The following is a 23,418-nucleotide window of genomic DNA, read 5'->3' on the forward strand; positions in this document are numbered from 1 at the left end:
CGGCCGGGTTCGGAGCGGGTTCCCATCCGAACCCGAACCCGAACCCGAACCCGAATCCGAGTCCAGGGCCGCGTCCGGGTTCCGGGCCCGAGACCGGCGTTGTGCCCCGCCCGGCTTCCCTCCCCGCCTCCGGGGGAGGAGCCGAGCGGGGCATTGCCGGTCGTCAGCCGTCAGCCGTCAGCCGTCAGCTCCAGCCCCGTCCGCCGCATGCTGCTCGCCGGTCCACCGCCGACGCCACCGCACCTCGCCGTCGTGCCGTTCACCGGTCGGCGCCAGCCCAACGGCCGTGGCGACGGCGGCAGATGCTCCATGGTCCGGATGGACATGGGCGACAAGGCTCCGGACGCCCTGCCCCTTCAGCCACCGTACGAGCCCCCGCGCCGCTTCGGTGGCGATACCGCGCCCCTGCCGGGCCGTCCCCACGACCCACGCGATCTCGGCGGAACGACCGTCACCGTCCGGGCCGATGGTGGCCTGTACATAACCGGCCGGCACATGACCGGCCAGCACATGACCGGCCGGCGAGCCCGCGAACGACTCCGCCGAGTGCTGACCTTCCTCCTGTGCCTCCGCCCGGACGCCGATCATCCAGGTGCCCCAGACGACCTCCGGGTCGGGTGAGCCCGCCAGCTGACGGGCGTAACGCGTGCGCAGCTCCTCGACCGTCGGGGGTGTTCCGCCGGTATAGGCGTACAGCGCCGGGTCGGCGAGGACGGCGGCCATCTTCTCGGCGTACGCGACACGGAGCGGCAGCAGCGTCAGCTGCTCCGTGTCGATGACCGCGGCTCTGACGACTGCCGTACTGATGCCCGCCGTACTGATCGAGGTCATGACTGCGCGACCGCGTGCAGCCGCCCGTGGCGGATCGCGAAGCGCGGCAGGGAGACGCCGAACACCTCCGCGATGGCGTCGAGACTCTCGTACTCGTCATCGGGATCCAGGGCCCAACTGCCCTCGGCGCCGCGGTTCGAGGAGTCGTCCGAGCCGTCGTCCGCGTCGTCGTACGCCTCGTCGTGCGCGCCCTCGTCCCAGCCGGGCCCCGCGTCCGGGAAGAGCTGCCCGGGGTCGAGCGCGTCGGGAACCGCCCCCCACTCCTCGATCTCGCCGTCGCGCACGGTGAATCCGTACACGCGCTCGCCGTCCTCCGCGTAGGAGAAGTGGAAGATGCCGGGGAGCGCCGCGGACCGGCCACCGCGCTCGCACCACACCGTCACCGACTCCGTGCCCCGCGACAGCGCCTCACTCGTCGGCGGCTCCACACCGTTCCGCCCGCTCTCGAACGCGAAGCTCCAGCGCCCCGCGTCCGTTCCCCGGACTTCACCCCCGTCCCCGCTCCCGTACCCGCCTCCGTCGCCGCAGGATCCGATACGTATCGCCTGTCCCGCCTCCGACTCGTCGCACGGCGCCAGCAGCGGCCCCCGGCCGATCCGTTCGGCCAGTTCCTGTGGCGCGACGCCATGGACGAGGACGAAGCGGTAGGCGTCCGGAGCCGAAGGCCCGGTGTCCTCGGCGAGCCAGCCGAGCCCGTCCGCTCTCACCCGGCCAGCCTCCCGCTCTCCACCGCCGTTCAGCGTGCCCCGGCCGCCACCGCCACCGGCACGGGGAGTCTCCAGGAGGTACCGCCCGCGCTCCGGCGTGATCACCGGCCCGAGGAGTGGATCGGCGAGCAGTCCGACGGGAGCTATGTGGTCCTCGCCGTAGGGCTCCCAGCCGGTCACGGCCGCCGCCACCGTGCGCCACGCGCCGTCCGTATCGCCCCACCGCGCCTGTTCGCGCGCCGAGGCGACCGCGTCGCCGAAGGATCCGGGGGCCTCGTACCGGAACGTACGCTCATCGATCTCCCGCAGCAGGTCCAGCGCCTGCTTCCGGTCGGTCCCGTCATGATCAGGCCCGTCGGGGGACCGGAGGAATTCCGCCTCGTCATGTCCCGCCCGGTCTGCCCGGTCCGCCCGGTCCGCCGTGCCCGCCAGGTCCGCTCGGCCCGTCCGCAGATGCTTCAGCGCGGCCAGCGGCAGAAGCTCGCGCGCGTACAACGGATCGTCCAGCCGCCCGGTGCCACAGGAAGCCGGCGATCCGCCGACCCCGGCCCTGACCGCGGTCCCGCCCCCGATCCTTCCCCCGCCGTTCAGCATCGCCTCCAGCTGGACCCGCAGCCCATGGGCGCGGGGCCGGCCGCACTCGGCCGCCTCGGTGAGCAGTTCGAGCGCGCCGTCGATGTCCTCGCCGTCCAGACATGACAGCCGGGCCTCCTCGACATCGGCGTCGAGCTCGCGCGTCGTCTCGTTCGCGAACCCCGGCGTGTCCGCGTGAGCGCGGTGGAACTCGCGGAACAGGGCCTGCATGAGTTCCATGAACGACCCGTGGCGCTCGGGCCGTCCGCCGTCCGCCCCGGCCCGGTGGAGATAGGCGGCCCATTCCCCGTTGGCGTCCGGATCGCCGGGGTCGAGAAGGACCTCGACCCCGTCCGGGGCGGCGGACAACCGCAGCGCCCTGCCCCACATACCGGCCCTCAGCACCTCCTCCTCGGAGGCGTGCTCGTCCAACGCGCCCTCGTGGAGCGCCTGAAGACCGTCCGGATCCCCGTACCAGTGCACGCCCTCCGCTGCGCTCACCCGGCCGACAGCCGTCCCGGCGGGCCGCCACCCGTCGGTGGTCGCCAGGAACGAGCGGTAGGTGGGCGGCAGCGTCACCCCCAACCGCTCCTCCAGCTCACCGATCCGGTCCTCCCCGGCGGCCGGGAACCCCAGCCACCGGTCCCGGAGGACCGTCTCGGCCACGTCCCCACGCCCCCGCGCGCCGGGTGAGTCGAGCCAGTCCGCACTCCACCGCTCAAGGAAAGGACGCCAGTTGTAGGTCTTCATGTGGTCATGGTGCCAGCGCCCACTGACAAGGGACACTCGCGGACACTCGCCTCCGTCCGGACACCCCTCCGGCCCAGGGACCCCCGCCCCTCTTTGCCGAATCGGCAAGGTGGTTTGTCAAAAGGTGCGGTGTGGGCGGACGCTCTCCAGTGAACGGAGGTAATAGTGCGCATGAGTGATCAGACAAGTCATAACGGAATCGTCACCCCCCGGTCCGGGGAGCGCCGCCATGACGTCGTGGTCGTGGGCGGGGGAGCCGCCGGGCTGAGCGGGGCGCTGGCCCTGGCGCGGGCGCGGCGGTCGGTACTGGTGATCGACGGGGGCCGGCCGCGCAACGCCCCGGCGTCCCATGTCCACAATTTCCTGACGCGTGACGGCACACCCCCTTCGGAACTGCTGGCCGCGGGCCGCGCGGAGGTGACCGGTTACGGCGGCGAGATCATCACGGGTGACGCCGTGGCGGCCGAGCGCCTGGAGACCGGCGGCTTCCGTGTCGCCCTGGCGGACGGGACGACCGTCCTGGCGCGGCGACTGCTGGTGACCACCGGCCTGGTCGACGAACTGCCGCCGGTGCCGGGCGTGGCCGAGCGGTGGGGGCGCGAGGTGCTGCACTGCCCGTACTGCCACGGCTGGGAGGTGCGCGACCAGCCGGTCGGCGTCCTCGCCACCGGTCCGTTCGCCGTCCACCAGGCACTGATGTGGCGGCAGTGGAGCGGTGAGGTGACGTTGTTCCTGCACACCGGGCCCGAGCCGGACGAGGAGGAGTACGAGCAGCTCGCCGCCCGCGACATCGCGGTGGTGGACGGTGAGGTGACCGGCCTGGAGGTGACGGACGACCGGCTCACCGGCGTCACCCTGGCCGGCGGACGGACGATCCCCACCCGGGCCTTGGTGATCGCACCGCGCTTCACCGCCCGCGCGGACCTCCTCGCGGGCCTGGGCCTGACCCCCGTCCAGCAGGAGAGGGCCGGCGAGGTGATCGGTTCGTACATCGCCTCCGACCCGGTCGGCGCGACGGCCGTGCCCGGGGTGTGGGTGGCGGGCAACGCCACGGATCTGATGGAGCAGGTCGTGGGGGCCGCCGCAGCGGGTGTACGTGCCGCCGCGGCGATCAACGGCGACCTGACAGCGGAGGATACCCGCCGGGCCGTCGCCGCCCGCCGCGACCCGTTCTCCCCGAGGCGGGAAAGGGAGGCGGCGGAGCACCGCATGCGCGCCGGCTCCCGGACCGGCCTCTGACCGGGGCGGCTCAAGAACCGCCGAGCCGCACCGGGGCAGCGGCCCCGGGCCCCTTCGTCAGGTGCCGGTCAGGTCCAGGAGGACCTTGGAGGCGACGGCCCGGTCGTGGGCGAGGTCGAAGGCGGCGCGGGCCTCGGTGAGCGGGAAGGTGTGCGTCACGACCGCGTCGACGGGCAGGCCCCGGGCCAGCAGACCGATCGCCTCGTCGAACTCGGCGTCGAAGCGGAAGGCGCCCCGGAGCTCCAGTTCGCGGGTGACGGCGATGTTGCCCAGCAGGGGCACCTCGCCGGGGGGCAGCAGGCCGAGGAGTACGACGGTGCCCCCGCGGCGTACCCGTTCGACGCAGGCGCGCAGACCCGCGGGCGCTCCGGACGCCTCGACGGCGATGTCGAACGGGTCCGTCCAGGCGCCGTCGTCGGGATCGCCCACCCGTAGCGTCGCGGTGGCCCCGGCTGCGGCGGCGATGCGCAACGGGGTGTCGAGGAGGTCGCTCACGACGACCTCGGCGGCGCCCTTGTGGCGCAGAACGGCGGTGACCAGGCAGCCGATCGGGCCCGCCCCGGTGACGAGGACTCGTTTGCCCGTCACGTCACCGGCCCGGTGCACGGCGTGCGGGGCCACCGACAGGGGCTCGGCCAGGACGGCGCGGCGCAGAGCGAGTTCCGGCGGCAACGGGCGGATCTGTGCCGCGGGGACGGTGACGCGCTGGGCGAAACCGCCCTGGACGTGGGGCGTGCGGGCGGCGCTGCCGAGGTAGCGGGTGCCGGCGCAGATGTTGCGGCGGCCCGCCGCGCACTCCGGCTGCTCGGCGACATGGAGGAGGCCCAGCGGCACTTCTACGACGGCTACGAGTCCCTCAAGCCCGAGGACATCGCGGACGCCATCGAGTTCGCCGTCGACTCGCCCCGGCACGTCAACATCGGCCATGTCGAGATCCTGCCCACCTTCCAGGTCCCCGGCGGACTGAACTTCGAACGCCGGGAGGGCTGAGACGATGACCAGCCTCCCCGGCCTCCCCAGCACCACCGCGGCACGCGTGCGCCGTATCAACCCCTCGCCCAGCACGGCGGCGGCGCAGCGCGTACGCACACTCAAGAGCCAGGGGCTCACCATCCTCGACCTGACGGTCGGCGAGCCCGACTTCGACACCTCGCCGACGGTGTAGGCGGATCCGGTCGGGTTGCCCGGGGTGTTCAGGACGACCCAGCGCGTACGCGCGGTGAGCGCCGCCCCGAGCCGCTCCGGGGTCAGCTTGAAGCCGTCCGTCTCGGGGCAGTCGACGATGACGGGGGTGCCGTCGTTGGCGCAAACCATGTCGGGATAGGACACCCAGTACGGGGCGGGAACGATGACCTCGTCCCCTTCGTCCAGGGTGGCCATCAGGGCGAGGAAGACGACCTGCTTGGCGCCGCCGCCGACCGTGATCTGCGCGTCGGTGCACTCCAGCCCGTGGCGAACGCGGAGTTTCCCGGCGATCGCGGCACGCAGTTCCGGGGTGCCGTTCACGGGGGTGTACTTGGTCTCCCCCGCCTCGATGGCCCGGATCGCCGCGGCCTTGACGTGATCCGGGGTCGAACTGCGCGCGCTCGCCCAGGCGCTGCTGGCGCACCCCCATGTGCGCGTCCTCACCGACGAGATCTACGACGAGATCTGGTACCGCGCGGAGGACACCCCGTCCCTGGCGGCCGTCGAACCCCGTCTGGCCGACCGGGTGTTCCTCACCAACGGCGTCTCCAAGACGTACGCGATGACCGGATGGCGCATCGGGTACGGAGTGGGTCCGGCGGACCTGGTGACCGCGATCAACACGCTCCAGTCCCAGACCTCCTCCTGCCCCTCCTCCGTGAGCCAGGCTGCCGCTGTCGCCGCCCTCACGGGACCGCAGGACTTCGTCCGCGAAACCGTGCGTGTCTACCGCGCGCGCCGCGACGCGACCGTGACGTTCCTCGACGGCGTTCCCCGGCTCAGCTGCACCGCCCCGGACGGCGGCTTCTATCTCCTGGTGAACTGCCGGGACGCCATCGGGCGGTTCACACCCGGCGGGGACCGGATACGGAACGACGAGGACTTCGCCCGCCACCTGCTCGACAGCCGGCAGGTGGCGGTGATCCACGGAGCCGCGTACGGCGCCCCCGGCTACTTCCGCATCTCGTTCGCCACCTCCACGGACGTCCTCACCGACGCGTGCGAACGCATCGCGGCGGCCTGCGCAGGACTGTCCTCCGTCACGTACGTCTGAAGTCACCCGAAAGGTCATCATGATCCGCGTCAGCACCACGTTCGAGCGGCCGGAACCCGCCGCGGTCGAGCGACTGAGGACCTTCTCCTCGGCGACCATCCACGAGGCACAGGGCCGGCTCGGGGCGCTGGACTCGGTCATCAAGCCGGTCGACCACCGCATGTCCCTGTGCGGCCCCGCCTTCACCGTCCAGTGCGCACCACGCGACAACCTGATGCTCCAGACGGCCATCGCCTACGCCCGCCCGGGGGACGTCGTGGTCGTATCCGCGGGCGCCTACGAGGAGGCGGGCTCCTTCGGGGACGTACTCGCCAACGCCTGCCAGGCCAAGGGCCTCGGCGGACTGGTCACCGACACGGGTGTCCGGGACACCGAGGATCTGCGCGCCCTGGGATTCCCGGTCTTCTCCCGTGCCGTGTCCATCAAGGGCACGGTCAAGGAGACCGTCGGGCCGATGTGCGAGCCGGTCATCATCGGCGGCGTACTCGTCCGCCCCGGCGATGTGGTGCGGGGCGACGCCGACGGGGTGGTCGTCGTCCGCCGCGAGGACGTCACCGAGGCGGCCACCGCGTCACAGCGGCGGGTCGACGCCGAGGAGGGGTACATCGCCGCGTACCGGGCGGGCAGGACGGTCGTCGACATGTGCGGTCTGGAGCCGCTACTCGCGGCGAAGGGGCTGGTGATCGAGGACTAAGAGAGAGAGTCCGGGGCATGGAACGGCCCCTCCGATCCGCCATCACGGCGGATCGGAGGGGCCGGCGCGCCGGGTGTCGCGGTGCGGTCACTGACGACGTGGCCGCGGTCAGTGTCCGGCGCCCTTCCCCTGGCCCGTGTGTCCGTCGACGATGTTCAGTACGGACATCATGCCCATGTCCTCGTGGTTGAGGATGTGGCAGTGCAGCACGGTCCGCCCGGTGAAGTTCGTGAAGCGGACCCGCAGGACGAGCTTCTGCTTGCGCAGGATGTTCACCGTCTCGTGCCAGGCGTTGGCGGGGTCCACGGGCTTCCCGTTCAGGGACATCACCTGGAAATGGTTGGTGTGGAGGTGGAAGGAGTGGTCCTCCTCCGTGTCGTTGCGAACCGTCCACTCCTCGACGGTGTTGAGCTTGGAGACGAAGTCGACGCGCTTCGGGTCGAAGTACTTTCCGTTGATGAAGTACTTCTCGGGGCTGGCCTGCTCCGTGTACACCATCGTCTTGCGGTCCGCGATTCGGGCGTGGGTGAGGTCGACGAAGGGCCCGAAGAGGGACGGGACGGCGGTCCGGGCCACGGGTGCGCCGCCGGTGACGACCGTCGCCAGGTTCACCTGCGGGAAGGTGTTGCCGGCCGGTCCGGTGTCGAACGGCAGCGTCTCCAACTGGGCGGTGCCCGCCCGGTCGGCCTGCACCAGCACGTCGTAGCGGGCGGCGGCCGAGACGATCAGCGTCTTCGTGGAGTAGATCCGGTGGACGGGATAGCCGTCCTGGGCGATCACATGGAAGGTGAAGCCCTTGAGACGCAGCTTGTAGTAGATGTTGGCGCCGATATTGGCGAGCCGCCACAGCTGGGTCTCGCCCGGCCGGATGCGGATCACCGGATTCTGCTGGCCGTTGACCGTACGGTTGGTCTTCGCCTGGATGGACAGCGGATTGATCTTGATCTCGTCGCCCTGGATCTGATTGTCCTTCAGGGCGATCACATGCTCGGTGACATCGCGCAGGGACGGCGGCAGGTACTTCCGCAGCCCGTCGATGACGATGACGCCCGACTCGCCGCCGGCGACCTGCCCGGCCGAGAACATATCGATGTGCGAGTGGTACCAGTACGTGCCCGGCGTGAGGTCCCGCGGCAGCCGGTACGAGTAGTTGTAGGTCGTACCGGGCTTGATGGAGATGAAGATGTCGTCGGCGGGCTGACGCGGCGAGACATGGAGCCCGTGCACGTGCAGGTTGGTGTCCGCCCCGACGCCCTGCGACTTCGCCTCGACGCGGTTCACCATGGCGAGTTCGATACGGTCGCCGGGCCGGGCGCGGAGTGTGGGCGGCATATAGCGGCCGTTGTAGGTCAGCGCCCACAGCCGGCGGTCGCCCACCCACACCTTGCGCCGCTCCACCACGACGGTGGTCCGCAGCACCCCATGGTGGCTCACCACCTCCGGCGGGTCCTGGAGATCCGCACCTCTGGCCGCCCGGGCGGCCGACAACGCGCCGGACGCCGCCTGTTCGGACGGCGGCGCGTCGCAGCCGGACAGCCAGGTCACCGCGAGTGCCAGGCCGACGAAGAACCCGGTCACCTTGGAAAATGAGCGCATGACGGTCTTTCTCTGGGGGTGGTGTGTCGGTCCTCGCGCGGCCCGGGGCCGCACGAGCCGGACATGACCAACCGGTGTGTTTTCATGGCGAATTGATAGGGGTTCACGCGGGTCGGGGGTGAGTCGCGGCGTGCGCCGCGTGGCCACATCTTCTACCGATTCGGCGCGAGTTGGCATGATGTGCGATGGAGTGTCGGTTTTTGGCGGGGTGGTGGACGCTCGTTCCCGCGGCCGGTGCACGCGGCCGTCGAGGACGTGCGAGGAGCCCGGACCGGGTGCGGTCCGGGTGGTCCCGGGTGCGTCTCTCCGCGTCGTCGTACCGGCGCTCAGTGTGCGTACCGCTCCGCCACGGCCTTCCGGTCCAGCGCGCCCTTGACGGTGTGCGGCAGCGCGCGGGTGATCTCCAGCCGGTCCGGCACCTCGTACGGCGCCAGCCGCGCCCGGCAGTACGCCAGGATCTGATCGGCGTCGGGGGCGGCGCCGTCGCGGGTGACCACGGCCGCGCCGACGCGCTGTCCGTACGTGGCGTCCGGTACCGGGTAGACCGCCGCCTCGGCCACGCCGGGGCCGCCGCTCAGCACGTCCTCGACATGCTCGGGGGAGATCTTCTCGCCGCCGCGGTTGATGAGGTCCTTGATCCGGCCCGTGAGAACGAGTTCACCGTCCCTGTCCAGGGAGCCGAGGTCGCCGGTGTGGAACCACCCGTCGGTGAAGCCGCGCGCCGTCTCCGCCGGATCGCCGAGGTAGCCGCGGGTGACCGTGGGGCCGCGTACCCACACTTCCCCCACCGCGCCGGGCGGACGGTCCTTCCCGTCCGGGCCGACGATCCTCAGGTCCACCCCGGTGGTCCGGCCGACCGACCCGCTTCTCGGCACCCCGGACCCGCTTCTCGGCACCCCGCGCCCCGCCAGCCGCTGGCTGGTCGCCTGGTGCGTGGACTCGGTCATCCCGTACGCGGACAGGACCGGCACCCCGAGCGTGCGCTCCAGTGCCCGGCCGGTCGCGGCGCTGAGCGGCGCGCTGCAACTGCGGACGAAGCGCAGCGGCGCCACCCGCTGCCCGGGATACTCGCGCGCCGCCCGCTCCAGGAGGATCTCGTGGATGGTCGGGACGGCGGTGAACCAGGTGGCGCCCGCAGCGCGCACGTCGTCCCAGAAGGTGTGCGCGGAGAACCGCCCCTGCGCCGGGAGGAGCACGCACCCGCCGGCCGCCAGCGGTGCCAGCAGCGCCGCGAGCAGCCCGTGACCGTGGAAGAGGGGCATCACGGCGACCGTCGCGTCCGCGGGCCCCAGCTCGTAGCCGGCGCAGATGCCCCGCACCGACGCCGCGACATTGGCATGGGTCAGCGGCACCATCTTGGCCCGGTCGGTGGTGCCGGCGGTGAAGAGCACCAGGGCGTCCTCAGCGGAAAGGCGCGGCGCCGCGCCCGGCGCGCTGTGCGACAGTGCGCCATGCGCCGTGTGGCCGCCGGCATCCGGGGCGGGACCCCCCGTATCCGCTTCCAGGGCGTGACCCCTCGTATCCAGGGCGACGTTCACGCGCCCGGCGCGCGGGGTGCCGATCCGCAGGATCCAGCCCGGCACCGCCCCCCACGCCGTAGGCACGGCTTCCAGCGCCGGAGCGCCGACCACGACCACCCGCGCCCCCAGTGCCCGCAGCCGGGCGGACATCTGGGGCTCCGGCAGTGAGGGATCGAGCGGCGCGACGACCAGCCCGGCCCGCGCGGCGGCGAGCAGCGCGACGACGAACTCCACGGTGTTGGCGCCCGTCAGGGCGACCGTGTCAGCGCGCCGCAGCCCCTCGGCGCCCAGCCGGCCGGCCACCCGCTCGATCAGGCCGTCCAGGGCGCGATACGTCAGCGGTACCCGGTCCTCGCCGACGACCAGGGCCTCGGCCCCGGGCCGCTCCCGCAGCTGCTCGTCCAGCAGGTCGGCCGGACCGGTGAGCTCCGGGGGCCGGTACGGTTCGGCGCCCGACACGGACGCCGTGGTCGGATCGGACACGGCCACCACCACCTCCACGCACCAGACCACTGGTGCCTCCGCCACTCCCGAGCCCGCGCCGGGCCCGCCCCGGGAGCCCGCCCTCGTCGCCACTGGAGGGCCTTCGAGACGGCTCCGTGGAAGACCAGGCGACATTACGCCAACAGTGGAAGGATAGGGCCAAAAGGAGTAAATCCGACACGGAGGACATCGGATCATGGCAACCGTTTCCGCACCAGGCGGCACGGCGACCGCCGACGCCCAGCCCCTCACCGACGGATTCCACCTGGTCGTCGACGCGCTCAAACTCAATGACGTACAGGTCATCTACGGGGTGGTCGGCATCCCCGTCACCGACCTGGCCCGGGTCGCGCAGGCGTCGGGCATCCGCTACATCGGCTTCCGGCACGAGAGCGACGCGGGCCACGCGGCCGCGGCGGCCGGCTTCCTCACCAAACGGCCGGGCATCGCCCTGACCGTATCCGCCCCCGGCTTCCTCAACGGACTGGTGGCACTCGCGGACGCCACCACGAACTGCTTCCCGATGGTTCAGATCTCCGGGTCCAGCGAGCGGCACATCGTCGACCTCAAGCAGGGCGACTACGAGGAACTCGACCAGCTGGCCGCGGCCAAGCCGTTCGCCAAGGCCGCCTACCGGGTGGACCGGGTCGAGGACATCGGCCGCGGCGTCGCACGGGCGATCCGTACCGCGGTCTCCGGCCGCCCCGGCGGCGTGTACCTGGACATCCCCGCCGCGGTGCTCGGCGAAGTCGTGGACGCCGCGACGGGCGCGGCCTCGCTGTGGCGCGTCGTCGACCCGGCGCCACGCCAACTGCCCGCCCCCGAGGCGGTGGACCAGGCGATCGAGCTGCTGGCCGCCGCCGAACGGCCGCTGGCGGTACTCGGCAAGGGCGCCGCGTACGCGCGGGCGGACCAGCGGGTCCGGGAGTTCATCGAGACCACCGGTCTGCCGTTCCTGCCCATGTCGATGGCCAAGGGCCTGCTGCCCGACGACCACCCGCAGTCGGCCGCCGCCGCCCGCTCGCTGGCGCTGCGCCGGGCCGATGTCGTGATGCTCGTCGGCGCGCGGCTGAACTGGCTTCTGGCGCACGGCGAACCACCGCACTGGAACCCCGACGCGAAGTTCATCCAGGTCGACATCGAACCCACCGAACTGGACAGCAACCAGCCCATCGCCGCCCCGCTGGTCGGCGACATCGGATCGGTGATGGAGGCACTCGTCGAGCGCGCCAAGCCCGGCCGGATACAGGTCGCAGCGGGGTGGCGCCAGGAGCTCGGCGAGCGCTCCGCGCACAACGCCGCCAAGATGGCGGACCACCTCGACGCCGACCCGCACCCGATGCAGTTCTACGGCGCACTGCGGGCGATACGCGACGTCCTGCACGAGCACCCCCGTGCCTACGTCGTCAACGAAGGGGCGAACGCGCTCGACTTCGCCCGCAACGTGATCGACATGCAGCAGCCGCGCCACCGGCTGGACAGCGGTACCTGGGGCGTCATGGGGGTCGGTATGGGATACGCGATCGCCGCCGCCGTCGAAAGCGGCGACCCCGTCGTGGCGGTCGAAGGCGACAGCGCCTTCGGCTTCGACGGCATGGAGCTGGAGACGATCTGCCGCTACCAGCTGCCCGTGGTCGTCGTCATCCTCAACAACGGCGGCGTCTACCGCGGCGACGGGACCAACGCCGCCTCCGCCGACCCGTCCCCGACCACCCTGATGCCGCACGCCCACCACGACCGCCTGATCGAGGCGTTCGGCGGCAAGGGCTACCACGCGACCACGCCCGCCGAGCTCACCACCGCCCTCACCGAAGCGCTGGCCTCCGGCGGTCCCGCCCTCATCGACTGCGTGATCGACCCCACCGCCGGCACCGAGAGCGGCCACCTCACCAACCTCAACCCGCAGGGCGTCACGGCCCCGGCCCCCGACACCCCGGCGAAGAAGAAGTGAGCGCGCCCGGCGGCGGCGGCCCGCTCGTACCGCCCACCCCCGGAAGGGACCCCACCATGACTGACCAGCCGCAGACCACCGACCTGCCGCTCAGCGGGATCAAGGTGATCGACTTCTCCGGTGTCCAGGCGGGCCCGGCGTGCTCCCAGATGCTCGCCTGGTTCGGGGCCGACCTGCTGAAGGTCGAGCGTGTCAACGGCGGTGACGTCACCCGTCACCAACTGCGCGACATCCCCGACGCCGACGCGCTGTACTTCACCATGCTCAACAGCAACAAGCGCTCCCTCGCGATCAACACCAAGACCCCCGAGGGCAAGGAGGTCATGGAGAAGCTGATCGGCGAGGCCGACGTACTGGTCGAGAACTTCGCACCCGGCGCCATGGACCGCATGGGCCTTCCCTGGGAACACATCCAGGAGCTCAACCCACGCCTGATCTACGGCTCGGTCAAGGGCTTCAACGACGACTCGCCGTGGTCCGACATCAAGGTCTACGAGAACGTGGCACAGGCCGCCGGCGGCGCCGCCTCCACCACCGGATTCTGGGACGGCCCGCCGACGGTCAGCTCGGCGGCCCTCGGCGACAGCAACACCGGGATGCACCTGCTGATCGGCATCCTCACCGCGCTGATCGCCCGCGAGAGGACCGGTACGGGACAGAAGGTGTCGGTGTCGATGCAGGACGCCGTACTCAACCTGTGCCGGGTCAAGCTGCGCGACCAGCAGCGCCTCGAGAAGGTCGGCTACCTGGAGGAGTACCCGCAGTACCCGAACGGCTCGTTCACCGACGTGGTGCCGCGCGGCGGCAACGCGGGCGGCGGCGGCCAGCCCGGCTGGGTACTCAAGTGCAAGGGCTGGAAGACCGACCCCAACGCCTACATCTACTTCACCATCCAGGAACAGGACTGGGAGCAGACCTGCCAGGCGCTCGGCCGGCCCGAGTGGATCGACGACCCGGCCTACAAGACCGCCGAGGCCCGCCAGCCGCACCTCTTCGACATCTTCGCCGATATCGAGAAATGGCTGGCCGACAAGACCAAATACGAGGCGGTCGACATCCTCCGCACGTTCGGCATCCCCTGCGCACCGGTGCTCAGCATGAAGGAGGTCGCCTACGACCCGGCGCTGCGCCGCAGCGGCACGATCGTCGAGGTCGACCAGCCCGAGCGCGGCACGTACCTCACGGTCGGCAGCCCGATCAAATTCTCCACGTTCGCCCCCACGATCACCGCGGCCCCGCTGCTCGGCGAACACACCGACGAAGTCCTCACCGAACTCGGCTACGACGCCGACGACATCGCCAAGATGCACGCCAACCAGGTCGTCGTCTGACGCACCGGGGCCGCCTGACGCACCGTCAGCGAGGCGGTGGCGGCCGAAGCCGGCCCTTTCCTCGCCTTCACCGGACGCCGCTGCCCGCCGCACACGTACGGCACACGTAGAGGGCCGCCATCTCCTGCCCGGAGACGGCGGCCCTCACTGTCTGTCTGACGGTAGGTCAGATACCTGTGCGACTTAGATGTCGAAGTACAGCTCGAACTCGTGCGGGTGCGGGCGCAGCTGGATCGGGGCGATTTCCTTCGTGCGCTTGTAGTCGATCCACGTCTCGATCAGGTCCGACGTGAAGACGCCGCCCGCCTGGAGGTACTCGTTGTCCGCCTCCAGGGCCTCCAGGACCGCGGGGAGGGACGTCGGGACCTGGGGGACGCCCGCGTGCTCCTCGGGGGCGAGCTCGTAGAGGTCCTTGTCGATCGGCTCGGCCGGCTCGATCTTGTTCTTGATGCCGTCCAGGCCCGCGAGGAGGAGGGCCGAGAAGGCGAGGTACGGGTTCGAGGACGGGTCCGGGGCGCGGAATTCGACGCGCTTGGCCTTCGGGTTCGAGCCCGTGATCGGGATACGCATGGCCGCCGAGCGGTTGCGCTGCGAGTAGACCAGGTTGACCGGGGCCTCGAAGCCGGGGACCAGGCGGTGGTACGAGTTCACCGTCGGGTTGGTGAAGGCCAGCAGCGACGGGGCGTGCTTGAGGATGCCGCCGATGTAGTAGCGGGCGGTGTCCGAGAGGCCCGCGTAGCCCTGCTCGTCGTAGAAGAGCGGGGTGCCGCCCTGCCACAGGGACTGGTGGACGTGCATGCCGGAGCCGTTGTCGCCGAAGATCGGCTTGGGCATGAAGGTCGCGGTCTTGCCGTTGCGCCAGGCGACGTTCTTCACGATGTACTTGAAGAGCATCAGGTCGTCGGCCGCGGCGAGCAGCGTGTTGAACTTGTAGTTGATCTCCGCCTGGCCGGCCGTGCCGACCTCGTGGTGCTGGCGCTCGACCTGGAGGCCGGACGCCTCCAGCTCCAGGGAGATCTCGGCGCGCAGGTCGGCGAAGTGGTCGACCGGCGGGGCCGGGAAGTAGCCGCCCTTGTAGCGGACCTTGTAGCCGCGGTTGTCCTCGATCGCACCGGTGTTCCAGGCGCCGGCCTCGGAGTCGATGTGGTAGAAGCCCTCGTTCGCGGTGGTGTTGAAACGCACGCTGTCGAAGACGTAGAACTCGGCCTCGGGGCCGAAGTACGCGGTGTCCGCGACGCCGGTGGAGGCGAGGTACGCCTCGGCCTTCTTGGCGATGTTGCGCGGGTCGCGGCTGTACTGCTCGCCCGTGATCGGGTCGTGGATGAAGAAGTTGATGTTCAGCGTCTTGTCACGGCGGAAGGGGTCGAGACGGGCCGTCGACAGGTCCGCGCGCAGCGCCATGTCCGACTCGTGGATGGCCTGGAAGCCGCGGATCGACGAGCCGTCGAAGGCCAGCTCCTCGGCCGGGTCGAACGCCTTCGCCGGGATCGTGAAGTGCTGCATCACGCCAGGAAGGTCGCAGAAACGGACGTCGACGAACTTGACGTCCTCGTCCGCGATGAACTTCTTGGCCTCGTCGGCGTTCTGGAACATCCAGCTCCTCCTCCTCCCGACCCGGGGAGGGGCGGGGGTTATCGGTCGTGCGGCCAGTGCGGTGGCACACGCTGGACCCGACCATAGGTTTCCGGGATTTCTCCAGCATGACCCATTTGTTTCGCCGAAGTTAACCAGCCCGGGTGCGCGCCGGGGCGTACGGCGACTCCGTCGACACCCGCGTACCCCCCGTTCCCGGGGCCGAAAACAGGTCGCAGTACCGTGGACGGGTGGACAACAGGCAAGCAATCGGATCGTGGCTCTCCGGACCGCGCGCGGCAGCCGAGGAGATGGGTGTCGACTTCGGCTACCGGGGCGAGCGGCTCGGTCTGCCGGAGCACGGACCGGGCTCCGTCGCCCCGCTCGGCCGGCGCTTCGGCGCCCTCTTCACCGACTGGGCGCTCTGCATGCTGATCGCATACGGGCTGCTCGCCCGGGGTGACTGGCAGGCGTCGGGCAACTGGGCCCTCGGCGTCCTTCTCGTACTCAGCGTGCTCACCCTCGGTACGGTCGGCTTCACACCCGGCAAGCGCCTGTTCGGCCTGCGGGTCATCACCGAGAGCGGCGAGCGGATCGGGTTCGGCCGCGCGCTCGTACGCAGCGTGCTGCTCTGCCTGGCCATCCCCGCCCTGATCTGGGACCGCGACGCGCGCGGGCTCCACGACCGCCTCGCCCGCGCCGTGCAGGTGCGGATGTAGCCCCCCGGGACCCCCCGGGGACAGCGACAAAAAGAGCAAAAAGAGAGAGGGCGGCCGGAACTCGCGTTCCGGACCGCCCTCTTGAATGTCTGCCGATGAACGTCTGCCGACCCTCGTGCCCGCGGAGATCAGCGGGGCTTTCCGCCGCCCTTCGGCATCCGCATGCCCTTCGGCATCGGTCCCTTCGGCAGCGGCATATTGCTCATCAGGTCGCCCATCGCCCGCAGCCGGTCGTTGGCCGCCGTCACCTGCGGGCCCGCCAGCACCCGGGGCAGCTTCAGCATCGTCGTACGGACCTTCTTCAGCGGCACCTGGCCCTCGCCGTCACCGACGATGATGTCGTGCACCGGCACGTCCACCACGATGCGCGCCATCCGCTTCTTCTCGGCCGCCAGCAGCCCCTTCACCCGGTTCGGGTTGCCCTCGCCCACCAGCACGATGCCCGCCTTGCCGACGGCGCGGTGGACGACGTCCTGGTTGCGGTTCATCGCCACCGCGGGCGTCGTGGTCCAGCCGCGTCCGACGTTGTCCAGGACGGCCGCAGCCGCTCCCGGCTGGCCCTCCATCTGCCCGAAGGCGGCTCGTTCGGCGCGGCGGCCGAAGATGATCGCCATCGCGAGGAACGCCAGGATGAAGCCCAGGATGCCCAGGTAGATGGGGTGGTTGATCAAGAAGCCGACCGCGAGGAAGACACCGAAGGTGACGATTCCCACACCAGCGACGACAAGACCGACCTTCGAGTCGGCCCGCCGGGTCATCTTGTAGGTAAGGGCGATCTGCTTCAGTCGCCCCGGGTTCGCAGCAGTGTCTGCGTTTTCCTTCCTCGCCATGCCCGGAAGTTTACGTGGCGTGGGAAGTGGCCTCCGACACCGCCTCCAGTACGTGCTCCGCCTCGACCCGGTCCTTGGCCCTGCGGCGGTCCTCCAGCACGGCCGTCCAGGCGTTGCGGCGGGCCGTGCGCTGGCCGCCGCTCAGGAGCAGGGACTCCACGGCGCGCAGCGCGGTGGAGACGGAGGGCAGCACCATGCGGGTGCGTGGGGTGGCTGCCGCCACCACTTCGGAGACGGGTCGTACCGGCGCGACCTGCATGGCGGCGGTCCCTTCAGGAGCGGTGAAGGTGAACGTGAACGTAGAGGCGAAGACGCGGACACCTGTACGCGGAACGTGCATTCAGGGTCACTCACTGGTGTTACCAGTGCGTGACCGACCGGTCAAACGCGAATGAAACCCTGACGCGCCCCTCGAACCGCCCCCGGACACACCGACGCGGTCCGTACACCCCATGACCTGCGGGGGAGTACGGACCGCGCGACGCTTCGCATTTACTGCCGGGTAGCCGCTTGTGCTCGGATTCACACAGCCACCGCGCCGCCCCGGCCGGGGCCCGGAGCCCTTATACGGCTTGGGTGGTGACCGTCGCGCCGCGTCGCTCCATCGCCTGCTGGTACAGCCGGCCCGCGCGGTACGACGACCGCACCAGCGGTCCCGACATCACACCCGAGAAGCCGATCTCCTCGGCCTCGTCCTTCAGTTCCACGAACTCGTGCGGCTTCACCCAGCGTTCGACCGGATGGTGTCGTACGGACGGACGCAGATACTGCGTGATCGTGATCAGCTCGCAGCCCGCCTCGTGCAGCTGCCGCAGCGCCTCACTGACCTCGGCGCGCTCCTCGCCCATCCCCAGGATCAGATTGGACTTGGTGATCAGACCCGCCTCACGGGCGCGCGTGATCACTTCGAGGGAGCGCTCGTACCGGAATCCGGGGCGGATCCGCTTGAAGATCCGCGGCACCGTCTCGACGTTGTGCGCGAGCACCTCGGGCCGGGAGGAGAAGACCTCGGCCAGCTGCTCCGGCACGGCGTTGAAGTCCGGCACGAGCAGCTCGACCTTGGTGGCGCCGCTCTCGCGGCCCGCCGTCTGCGCGTGGATCTGGCGCACGGTCTCCGCGTACAGCCAGGCGCCGCCGTCCTCCAGGTCGTCGCGTGCGACGCCGGTGATCGTGGCGTAGTTCAGGTCCATCGTGACGACGGACTCCCCCACGCGGCGCGGCTCGTCGCGGTCCAGCGCCTCGGGCTTGCCCGTGTCGATCTGGCAGAAGTCACAACGCCGGGTGCACTGGTCACCGCCGATGAGGAAGGTCGCCTCGCGGTCCTCCCAGCATTCGAAGATGTTCGGACAGCCCGCCTCCTGGCAGACCGTGTGCAGCCCCTCGCTCTTCACGAGGTTCTGCAGCTGCTTGTACTCGGGACCCATTTTCGCCCGGGTCTTGATCCACTCGGGCTTGCGCTCGATGGGGGTCTGGCTGTTCCGGACCTCCAGGCGCAGCATCTTGCGTCCGTCGGGTGCGACAGCGGACACGTCCGGCACCTCTCTCTGCTGGCGCGGCATTCGATTCTTCGGCGAACACCAGGTTACGCCCGATATTTGTGCGGCATTACGTCTGGCCAACCCGTGGCCAGAGGGACACATTCCCCCGATCGGCCCGGGGAAGGAAGGGATCGGAACCCAGGCGCGCGAGCGCCTCGGAACCTAGGCGCTCGCTCGCTCGCTCTCCCGCTCGATCCGCTCGATCTCGCGCGGCTTCGGCTCCGCGTGGTCCAGTACGTCCCGCAGATGCCTCTCCACCACCGGGACGACCTCCTCCACCGTGATGTCCCGGCCCAGTTCGTACGCCAGCGAGGTGACGCCCGCGTCCCGGATCCCGCACGGCACGATCCGGTCGAACCAGGTGTTGTCCGGGTTCACATTGAACGAGAAGCCGTGCATGGTCACGCCCTTGGCGACCCGGATACCGATCGCCGCCAGCTTGCGGTCCTCCCGGCGCTGGCCCGCGTTGGACGGCGCGTACTCCGGGCCGTTCAGCCGCGGGTCGAACTCCTCGTCCGCCACCCGGGGATCGAGGTCCAGCGACAGCCCGCCCACGGCCGGCCGCTCCGCCAGCGGATCCCCGAGCACCCACACCCCGCTGCGGCCCTCGACCCGGGACGTCTCCAGGCCGAACTCGGCGGCCGTACGGATCAGCGCCTCTTCGAGCCGGCGGACATGCGCCACGACATCCACCGGGCGCGGCAGCTTCAGGATCGGGTAACCCACCAGCTGGCCGGGGCCGTGCCAGGTGATCCTTCCGCCACGGTCCACATCGACGACAGGGGTGCCGTCCAGCGGGCGTTCGCTGTCCGCCGTACGCCGTCCGGCCGTATAGACCGGCGGGTGCTCGAGCAGCAGACAGGTGTCGGGGATCTCGTCCGCGAAGCGGGCCGCGTGTACCCGGCGCTGCTCCTGCCATGCCTCCTGGTACTCGACGGATTCCGCGCCGAATCCCAGGCGGATGTACCGCAGCTCACTCACGGCAGTGCCTCCTTCAGAACCTTCACCGTGCACGTATCGCGCCCTCGCCACTGTACGGCGGGCCCTCGGCGGTGAGCCGGGCAGGTGCTTCCGGGCACCTTCTCCCCGGCTGCCACCGGGCCTCCACCCGGCTGCCACCCCGGGCCTCCACCCGGCCTCCGCCGGGTCGCCCGCGCGGCCCCTGCCACCCCGCCGCCGCCCGCAGGTCAGCAACGCCATCGATCCTCACACGAACGGATGAATATAGGGCGAACCTGCCGGTGAAACCGGTCACTGCTACTAAATTCGCGCCGTTCCATGAGGGCTGCTCCCCGGGCCCGGAAGGCAGGAGACCGTACAGCTGATGTCGGAACGACCTCCGCAGCGCATCCCCAACCGCCAGCTCGCCGCGCTCATCTCAGAAGCCGGTTTCTCCCACGCAGGTCTCGCCCGCCGGGTGGATCAGCTCGGTCTGGAGCACGGCCTCGATCTGCGGTACGACAAGACGTCGGTGACGCGCTGGCTGCGCGGACAGCAACCACGCGGCACCACCCCCGCACTGATCGCCGAGGTCTTCACCCGGCGGCTCGGCCGCCGGCTCTCCGCCCAGGATCTCGGCCTGGACGCCTGCGCGCCCGTCTACGCGGGCCTCGAATTCGCGTCCACCCCCGAGGAAGCCGTCGACATCGTCGGCGGACTCTGGCGCAAGGACTCCGGCAGCCACAGCGAACTGCGCAAGATCGCGTTCACCCCGGCCGGGCTGGTCGTCCCCAGCCGCGACTGGCTGATCGGGCGCCCCGACGAGCGGGTGGCCCACCCGCCCGCGGTCCCGCAGAACGGCACCCGCGTGCCCCTCCAGGGAAGGCCCGCGTCCCCGGCCGTCCCCCGGCAGCGCACCGAACGCGCGGCCGGCCAGCGGGTCACCGCGGGGGACGTCGAGGCCCTGCGCTCGGTCGGCGACCTCTTCCGCACCCTCGACCACGCCTACGGCGGCGGCCACGCCCGGCAGGCGCTCGTCCGCTATCTGGAGCACGAGGCCGAGCCCATGCTGCGCGGCCTGTACGGGGAGACCACCGGACGCAGACTCTTCGCCGCCGCGGCCGACCTGACCCGGCTGGCGGGCTGGACCTCGTACGACATCGCGGCCCACGGCCTCGCCCAGCGCTACTTCGTCCAGGCCCTGCGGCTCTCCCAGGCGGCGGGCGACCGCGCGTACGGTTCGTACGTCCTGACCACCATGAGCCGCCAGGCCGTCTACCTCGGCCACGGCCGGGAAGCCGTCCAGCTCGCCCGCGTCGCCCAGCAGGGCATCGGCGCCTCCGCACCCCCGGTCGTCCAGGCGCTCCTGCACTCCGCCGAGGCCCGGGGGCACGGCGTCCTCAGTGAGGTACGGGCCTGTACGGCCTCACTCGTACGGGCGGAACGCGCCCTGGAGGCGGCACGCCCCGGCGACGACGTACCGCACTGGGCCCGGTTCTTCGACGAGGCGCAGCTCGCCGACGAGTTCGGGCACTGCCACCGCGATCTCCAGCAGTACCGCGCCGCCGTGCAGCACGCCGAACGCTCGCTCCAACTGCGCTCCCCGGCGTTCGCGCGCAGCCGTCTCTTCTGCCGCGTCGTACTCGCCTGCGGCCGTCTGGGCCTCGGCGAACTCGACCAGGCGTGCCTGCTGGGCGCGGAGGCGGCGCAGGCGGCCACCGAGATGCGCTCGGCGCGCGCCGTGGAGTACGTACGGGACTTCGAACGGCGGCTGGAGCCCTACCGCGACGCGGCGGCCGTAAGGAACTACCGCGACCGCGTCGCGGCGCTGGGCTGAACAGGGCAGCGCCCGACGGGAGTTGAGCCGGTCCCGTCCGAGGTGAGTCGGCGCCCGGACGGGACCGGAGCCTTCGCGGCGCGCGGGGCACGCGTGCGCGCGGGGCGGACTACGCCACCGCCGGCAGCCGCGCCGGTCCGTACGCGGGGCGCACGCCCAGGTCGCGCAGGACCGCGTGGGCGGCGCGCCGGCCCGAGAACAGCGCGCCCTGGACCGTGTTCGTGTCCCGGTGATCCCCGCACACGTACAGCCCCGACAACAGCCGGACCGGGCGCCGCAGATCGTGCGGCGGGGGCATCGCGGGCACCGCCTCCGGGTCGTGGTGGACGGCCAGCAGCTCCCAGTCGTCGGTCGGCGTCCCGTAGAGCCGCGCGAGCTGCGCACGGACCGTACGGTCGAGAACCGCGGCCGGGGGAGGAGGCCCCAGCACCGACGACGAGATCAGCACCCGGCCCTCCGGCGCGCGCGAGGGGTCGACCGCGCTCATCACCGCCGTATGCGCCACCGGTCCGCTCCGGTCGGCGTCCAGCAGCAGCGCCGGATCCGTCAACGGGGCGGCCGGAGCGGTGTGGTGAAGCACCGTCACCGCGTGGAAGTCCGGCACCCGCAGCCCCGGCAGCAACTCGGCCGCGGCCCGCGCGCCGGTCGCCACCACGAGCGAGCGGCAGGTGATCTCGCCGTGCTCCTTGGTGGTGACGCCGGAGATCGACGCGTCCGTCACACACACATCCGTACGGACCGTGCCCTCCGGGAGCGTCCGCGCCAGCAGGTCGGGCAGTACGGAGGCGCCGCCCGCGGTGACACACAGCCTGCCCCGGGCGAACGCGCGCAGCGCGAGGTCCGCGCACCGGCTCGACGTGGTCAGCTCCGGATCGCAGAGCAGCGCGGACAGCAGCGGGCGGACAAAGGCGTTGACGGTACGTACGGGCAGACCCCGGACCGACAGGGCCTCCAGCGCGGTGCGTTCGGGACGGGCCAGCAGCCGGGTGGTCGGCGTCGCCGCGAGGCGCGCCAGGGCCGCGCCCAGCCGGGCCTGGTCGACCGCGCCGCCGAGCGGTGGGCGGGGGGCGCTCGCCAGGGCGCGTGCCACTGTCAGTGCGCTCCGCGCGCTCCCTACGGCACCGGTCCGATAGTTCCGTCCGTCGCTGTGCACGACCACACCCGGCGAGAACATCCGCAGGGCGGCGCCCTCCAGGCCCGGTGTGCGGAGCAGCTCCGGATACGAGGTGGTGAGCAGCCGCCCACCCCGGTCGAGCCGGAAGCCGTCGACCCGGTCGGTGGCCATGCGACCGCCGACACGGGGGGCGGCCTCCAGGACGCTGACTCTCACCCCGGCACTGGTCAGATGATGAGCCGCGGCGAGGCCGGCGAGGCCGGCTCCGATGATGACGACGTCTGCGTGGTGCGCGGTGCTGAGTGCGGTGCTGAGCACGTGCCCCTCCCCGAGGTCGGCGCGGTTGGGACGAGAGTAGGGAGGGGAGGGGGGCGGTGGCGTCCGCGCGCGGTGGGGGTCACCGATGCATGGGGGGCGGTCGCCGGGTTGCGGTTGCGTTGTCGTGGGCCGGGGGCCGGGGGCTCCGGAGGCACATGTCCGGACGGCATGCTGTGTTTTCCCGGGGGACACCCCCGGACCCCCGTACGGCGCGACTCTGCCCTGACGATGGTTCGGGCGTCCGTGCGCCACACATCACGCTTTAGTGTCCGGACACGCACCTCCTACGCCCCCGACCCCCTCCCCCCGGTGGTCCCCCACAACCCGCCGACCTGGTGGGGGTATGGGTCGGGTGCGGCCCGGTGGCCCCGGCCACCCGCCCCGGCGCACGGACGCGCCAGTCCGTGACGGGCGGTGAAGGGGGGCGCGCAGGGGTCGTGTCCGGGACGTAGAGCGTGATTTGTGGCGCACGGACGCCTGAACCATCGATCGGGCAGAGTCGCGCCGTAAATCATGCAGTCCCGGGCGCGAGGCCCGGAGCGTACCCCGGCGACAACCCGCACACGACGGCCGGCCCGAGCCGAGACGCACCCGTACCCACGGCCCGCCGGAGGCGCACCGCGTACCCCGGCGACAA

Annotated in this window: 17 protein-coding genes and 2 pseudogenes; 7 read left to right on the top strand and 12 right to left on the bottom strand. The window is 71.3% G+C overall.

The genetic code is table 11. The annotated features are described in order from the left end of the window. Positions 1-177: 177 nt before the first annotated feature. Positions 178-831 (bottom strand): GNAT family N-acetyltransferase, encoded by a 654-nt coding sequence (locus CU044_RS36245; RefSeq protein ID WP_129773058.1) that lies wholly within the window; start codon positions 829-831, stop codon positions 178-180. Continuing rightward, the gene (locus tag CU044_RS36250; RefSeq protein ID WP_129773059.1) at positions 828-2,861 is read right to left on the bottom strand and encodes an SMI1/KNR4 family protein; all 2,034 of its coding nucleotides are present in this window, start codon (positions 2,859-2,861) and stop codon (positions 828-830) included. Before CU044_RS36250 ends, CU044_RS36245 begins: the two co-directional genes overlap by 4 nt. A 171-nt stretch (positions 2,862-3,032) precedes the next feature. On the opposite strand from CU044_RS36250, the gene CU044_RS36255 reads away from it, so the two are divergent. After that, the gene (locus tag CU044_RS36255) at positions 3,033-4,100 is read left to right on the top strand and encodes an NAD(P)/FAD-dependent oxidoreductase (RefSeq protein ID WP_129773060.1); all 1,068 of its coding nucleotides are present in this window, start codon (positions 3,033-3,035) and stop codon (positions 4,098-4,100) included. 57 nt (positions 4,101-4,157) lie between these two features. On the opposite strand, the pseudogene CU044_RS36260 reads toward CU044_RS36255, so the two are convergent. Together CU044_RS36260 and CU044_RS36265 are read right to left on the bottom strand one after the other, a co-directional pair. Beyond that, positions 4,158-4,901: pseudogene (locus CU044_RS36260) on the bottom strand (zinc-binding dehydrogenase); the annotation flags it as partial. 405 nt (positions 4,902-5,306) lie between these two features. Then, a pseudogene (locus CU044_RS36265) lies at positions 5,307-5,729 on the bottom strand (aminotransferase class I/II-fold pyridoxal phosphate-dependent enzyme); the annotation flags it as partial. Here CU044_RS36265 and CU044_RS36270 point away from each other — a divergent pair. After that, complete coding sequence (locus CU044_RS36270) at positions 5,716-6,339, top strand: aminotransferase class I/II-fold pyridoxal phosphate-dependent enzyme (RefSeq protein WP_240046046.1); 624 nt, start codon at positions 5,716-5,718, stop codon at positions 6,337-6,339. The pseudogene CU044_RS36265 and the gene CU044_RS36270 sit on opposite strands and share 14 nt — an antisense overlap. 19 nt (positions 6,340-6,358) lie before the next feature. Then, the gene (locus CU044_RS36275; RefSeq protein ID WP_129773064.1) at positions 6,359-7,033 is read left to right on the top strand and encodes a 4-carboxy-4-hydroxy-2-oxoadipate aldolase/oxaloacetate decarboxylase; all 675 of its coding nucleotides are present in this window, start codon (positions 6,359-6,361) and stop codon (positions 7,031-7,033) included. 108 nt (positions 7,034-7,141) lie between these two features. Here CU044_RS36275 and CU044_RS36280 read toward each other — a convergent pair whose 3' ends face one another. Both CU044_RS36280 and CU044_RS36285 read right to left on the bottom strand, forming a co-directional pair. Next, the gene (locus tag CU044_RS36280) at positions 7,142-8,629 is read right to left on the bottom strand and encodes a multicopper oxidase family protein (protein ID WP_129773065.1); all 1,488 of its coding nucleotides are present in this window, start codon (positions 8,627-8,629) and stop codon (positions 7,142-7,144) included. Between the two features lie 326 nt (positions 8,630-8,955). Beyond that, on the bottom strand, positions 8,956-10,632 hold the full coding sequence (locus CU044_RS36285; RefSeq protein WP_240046047.1) for a FadD7 family fatty acid--CoA ligase: 1,677 nt from the start codon (positions 10,630-10,632) through the stop codon (positions 8,956-8,958). A 196-nt stretch (positions 10,633-10,828) separates the two neighbouring features. On the opposite strand from CU044_RS36285, the gene oxc reads away from it, so the two are divergent. After that, entirely contained in the window at positions 10,829-12,583 is a 1,755-nt protein-coding gene (gene oxc, locus CU044_RS36290) for an oxalyl-CoA decarboxylase (protein WP_129773069.1), read from the top strand. A 56-nt stretch (positions 12,584-12,639) separates the two neighbouring features. Continuing rightward, entirely contained in the window at positions 12,640-13,914 is a 1,275-nt protein-coding gene (frc, locus tag CU044_RS36295; RefSeq protein WP_129773071.1) for a formyl-CoA transferase, read from the top strand. A 183-nt stretch (positions 13,915-14,097) separates the two neighbouring features. Here the strand turns inward: frc and glnA are convergent, their stop codons facing one another. Beyond that, on the bottom strand, positions 14,098-15,507 hold the full coding sequence (gene glnA / locus CU044_RS36300; RefSeq protein ID WP_030352756.1) for a type I glutamate--ammonia ligase: 1,410 nt from the start codon (positions 15,505-15,507) through the stop codon (positions 14,098-14,100). A 230-nt stretch (positions 15,508-15,737) separates the two neighbouring features. Between glnA and CU044_RS36305 the strand changes: the two genes are divergently transcribed. Continuing rightward, complete coding sequence (locus CU044_RS36305; RefSeq protein WP_129773073.1) at positions 15,738-16,205, top strand: RDD family protein; 468 nt, start codon at positions 15,738-15,740, stop codon at positions 16,203-16,205. A 128-nt stretch (positions 16,206-16,333) separates the two neighbouring features. On the opposite strand, the gene CU044_RS36310 is transcribed toward CU044_RS36305, so the two are convergent. The 4 genes from CU044_RS36310 to lipB form a co-directional block, all read right to left on the bottom strand. After that, a complete protein-coding gene (locus CU044_RS36310; RefSeq protein ID WP_129773075.1) occupies positions 16,334-17,035 on the bottom strand; it encodes a DUF4191 domain-containing protein in 702 nt (233 codons plus the stop codon). A 10-nt stretch (positions 17,036-17,045) separates the two neighbouring features. Beyond that, positions 17,046-17,231 carry a hypothetical protein gene (locus tag CU044_RS36315; RefSeq protein WP_030352759.1) on the bottom strand — a complete coding sequence of 62 codons (186 nt, stop codon included), beginning with the start codon at positions 17,229-17,231 and terminating at the stop codon, positions 17,046-17,048. Between the two features lie 367 nt (positions 17,232-17,598). Beyond that, on the bottom strand, positions 17,599-18,564 hold the full coding sequence (gene lipA, locus CU044_RS36320; RefSeq protein WP_129773077.1) for a lipoyl synthase: 966 nt from the start codon (positions 18,562-18,564) through the stop codon (positions 17,599-17,601). 171 nt (positions 18,565-18,735) lie between these two features. Beyond that, positions 18,736-19,554, bottom strand: coding sequence for a lipoyl(octanoyl) transferase LipB (gene lipB / locus CU044_RS36325; protein ID WP_129773079.1), 819 nt, complete (start codon positions 19,552-19,554; stop codon positions 18,736-18,738). A 343-nt stretch (positions 19,555-19,897) separates the two neighbouring features. Here lipB and CU044_RS36330 point away from each other — a divergent pair, with 343 nt between their 5' ends. Next, positions 19,898-21,349, top strand: a complete 1,452-nt coding sequence (locus CU044_RS36330; protein ID WP_129773081.1) for a regulator — start codon at positions 19,898-19,900, stop codon at positions 21,347-21,349. Between the two features lie 109 nt (positions 21,350-21,458). On the opposite strand, the gene CU044_RS36335 is transcribed toward CU044_RS36330, so the two are convergent. Next, the gene (locus tag CU044_RS36335; RefSeq protein ID WP_129773083.1) at positions 21,459-22,781 is read right to left on the bottom strand and encodes an NAD(P)/FAD-dependent oxidoreductase; all 1,323 of its coding nucleotides are present in this window, start codon (positions 22,779-22,781) and stop codon (positions 21,459-21,461) included. Between the last annotated feature and the right edge of the window lie 637 nt (positions 22,782-23,418).

Source organism: Streptomyces sp. L-9-10, from assembly GCF_004151105.1.
Taxonomy (GTDB): Bacteria; Actinomycetota; Actinomycetes; order Streptomycetales; family Streptomycetaceae; genus Streptomyces.

Coding starts and splice junctions, on each gene's coding strand:
- oxc (WP_129773069.1), top strand. CDS start 10,829: ATGGCAACCGTTTCCGCACCAGGCGGCACGGCGACCGCCGACGCCCAG.
- frc (WP_129773071.1), top strand. CDS start 12,640: ATGACTGACCAGCCGCAGACCACCGACCTGCCGCTCAGCGGGATCAAG.
- CU044_RS36315 (WP_030352759.1), bottom strand. CDS start 17,231: ATGGTGCTGCCCTCCGTCTCCACCGCGCTGCGCGCCGTGGAGTCCCTG.
- CU044_RS36245 (WP_129773058.1), bottom strand. CDS start 831: ATGACCTCGATCAGTACGGCGGGCATCAGTACGGCAGTCGTCAGAGCC.
- glnA (WP_030352756.1), bottom strand. CDS start 15,507: ATGTTCCAGAACGCCGACGAGGCCAAGAAGTTCATCGCGGACGAGGAC.
- CU044_RS36275 (WP_129773064.1), top strand. CDS start 6,359: ATGATCCGCGTCAGCACCACGTTCGAGCGGCCGGAACCCGCCGCGGTC.
- CU044_RS36310 (WP_129773075.1), bottom strand. CDS start 17,035: ATGGCGAGGAAGGAAAACGCAGACACTGCTGCGAACCCGGGGCGACTG.
- CU044_RS36255 (WP_129773060.1), top strand. CDS start 3,033: ATGAGTGATCAGACAAGTCATAACGGAATCGTCACCCCCCGGTCCGGG.
- CU044_RS36330 (WP_129773081.1), top strand. CDS start 19,898: ATGTCGGAACGACCTCCGCAGCGCATCCCCAACCGCCAGCTCGCCGCG.
- CU044_RS36250 (WP_129773059.1), bottom strand. CDS start 2,861: ATGAAGACCTACAACTGGCGTCCTTTCCTTGAGCGGTGGAGTGCGGAC.
- CU044_RS36280 (WP_129773065.1), bottom strand. CDS start 8,629: ATGCGCTCATTTTCCAAGGTGACCGGGTTCTTCGTCGGCCTGGCACTC.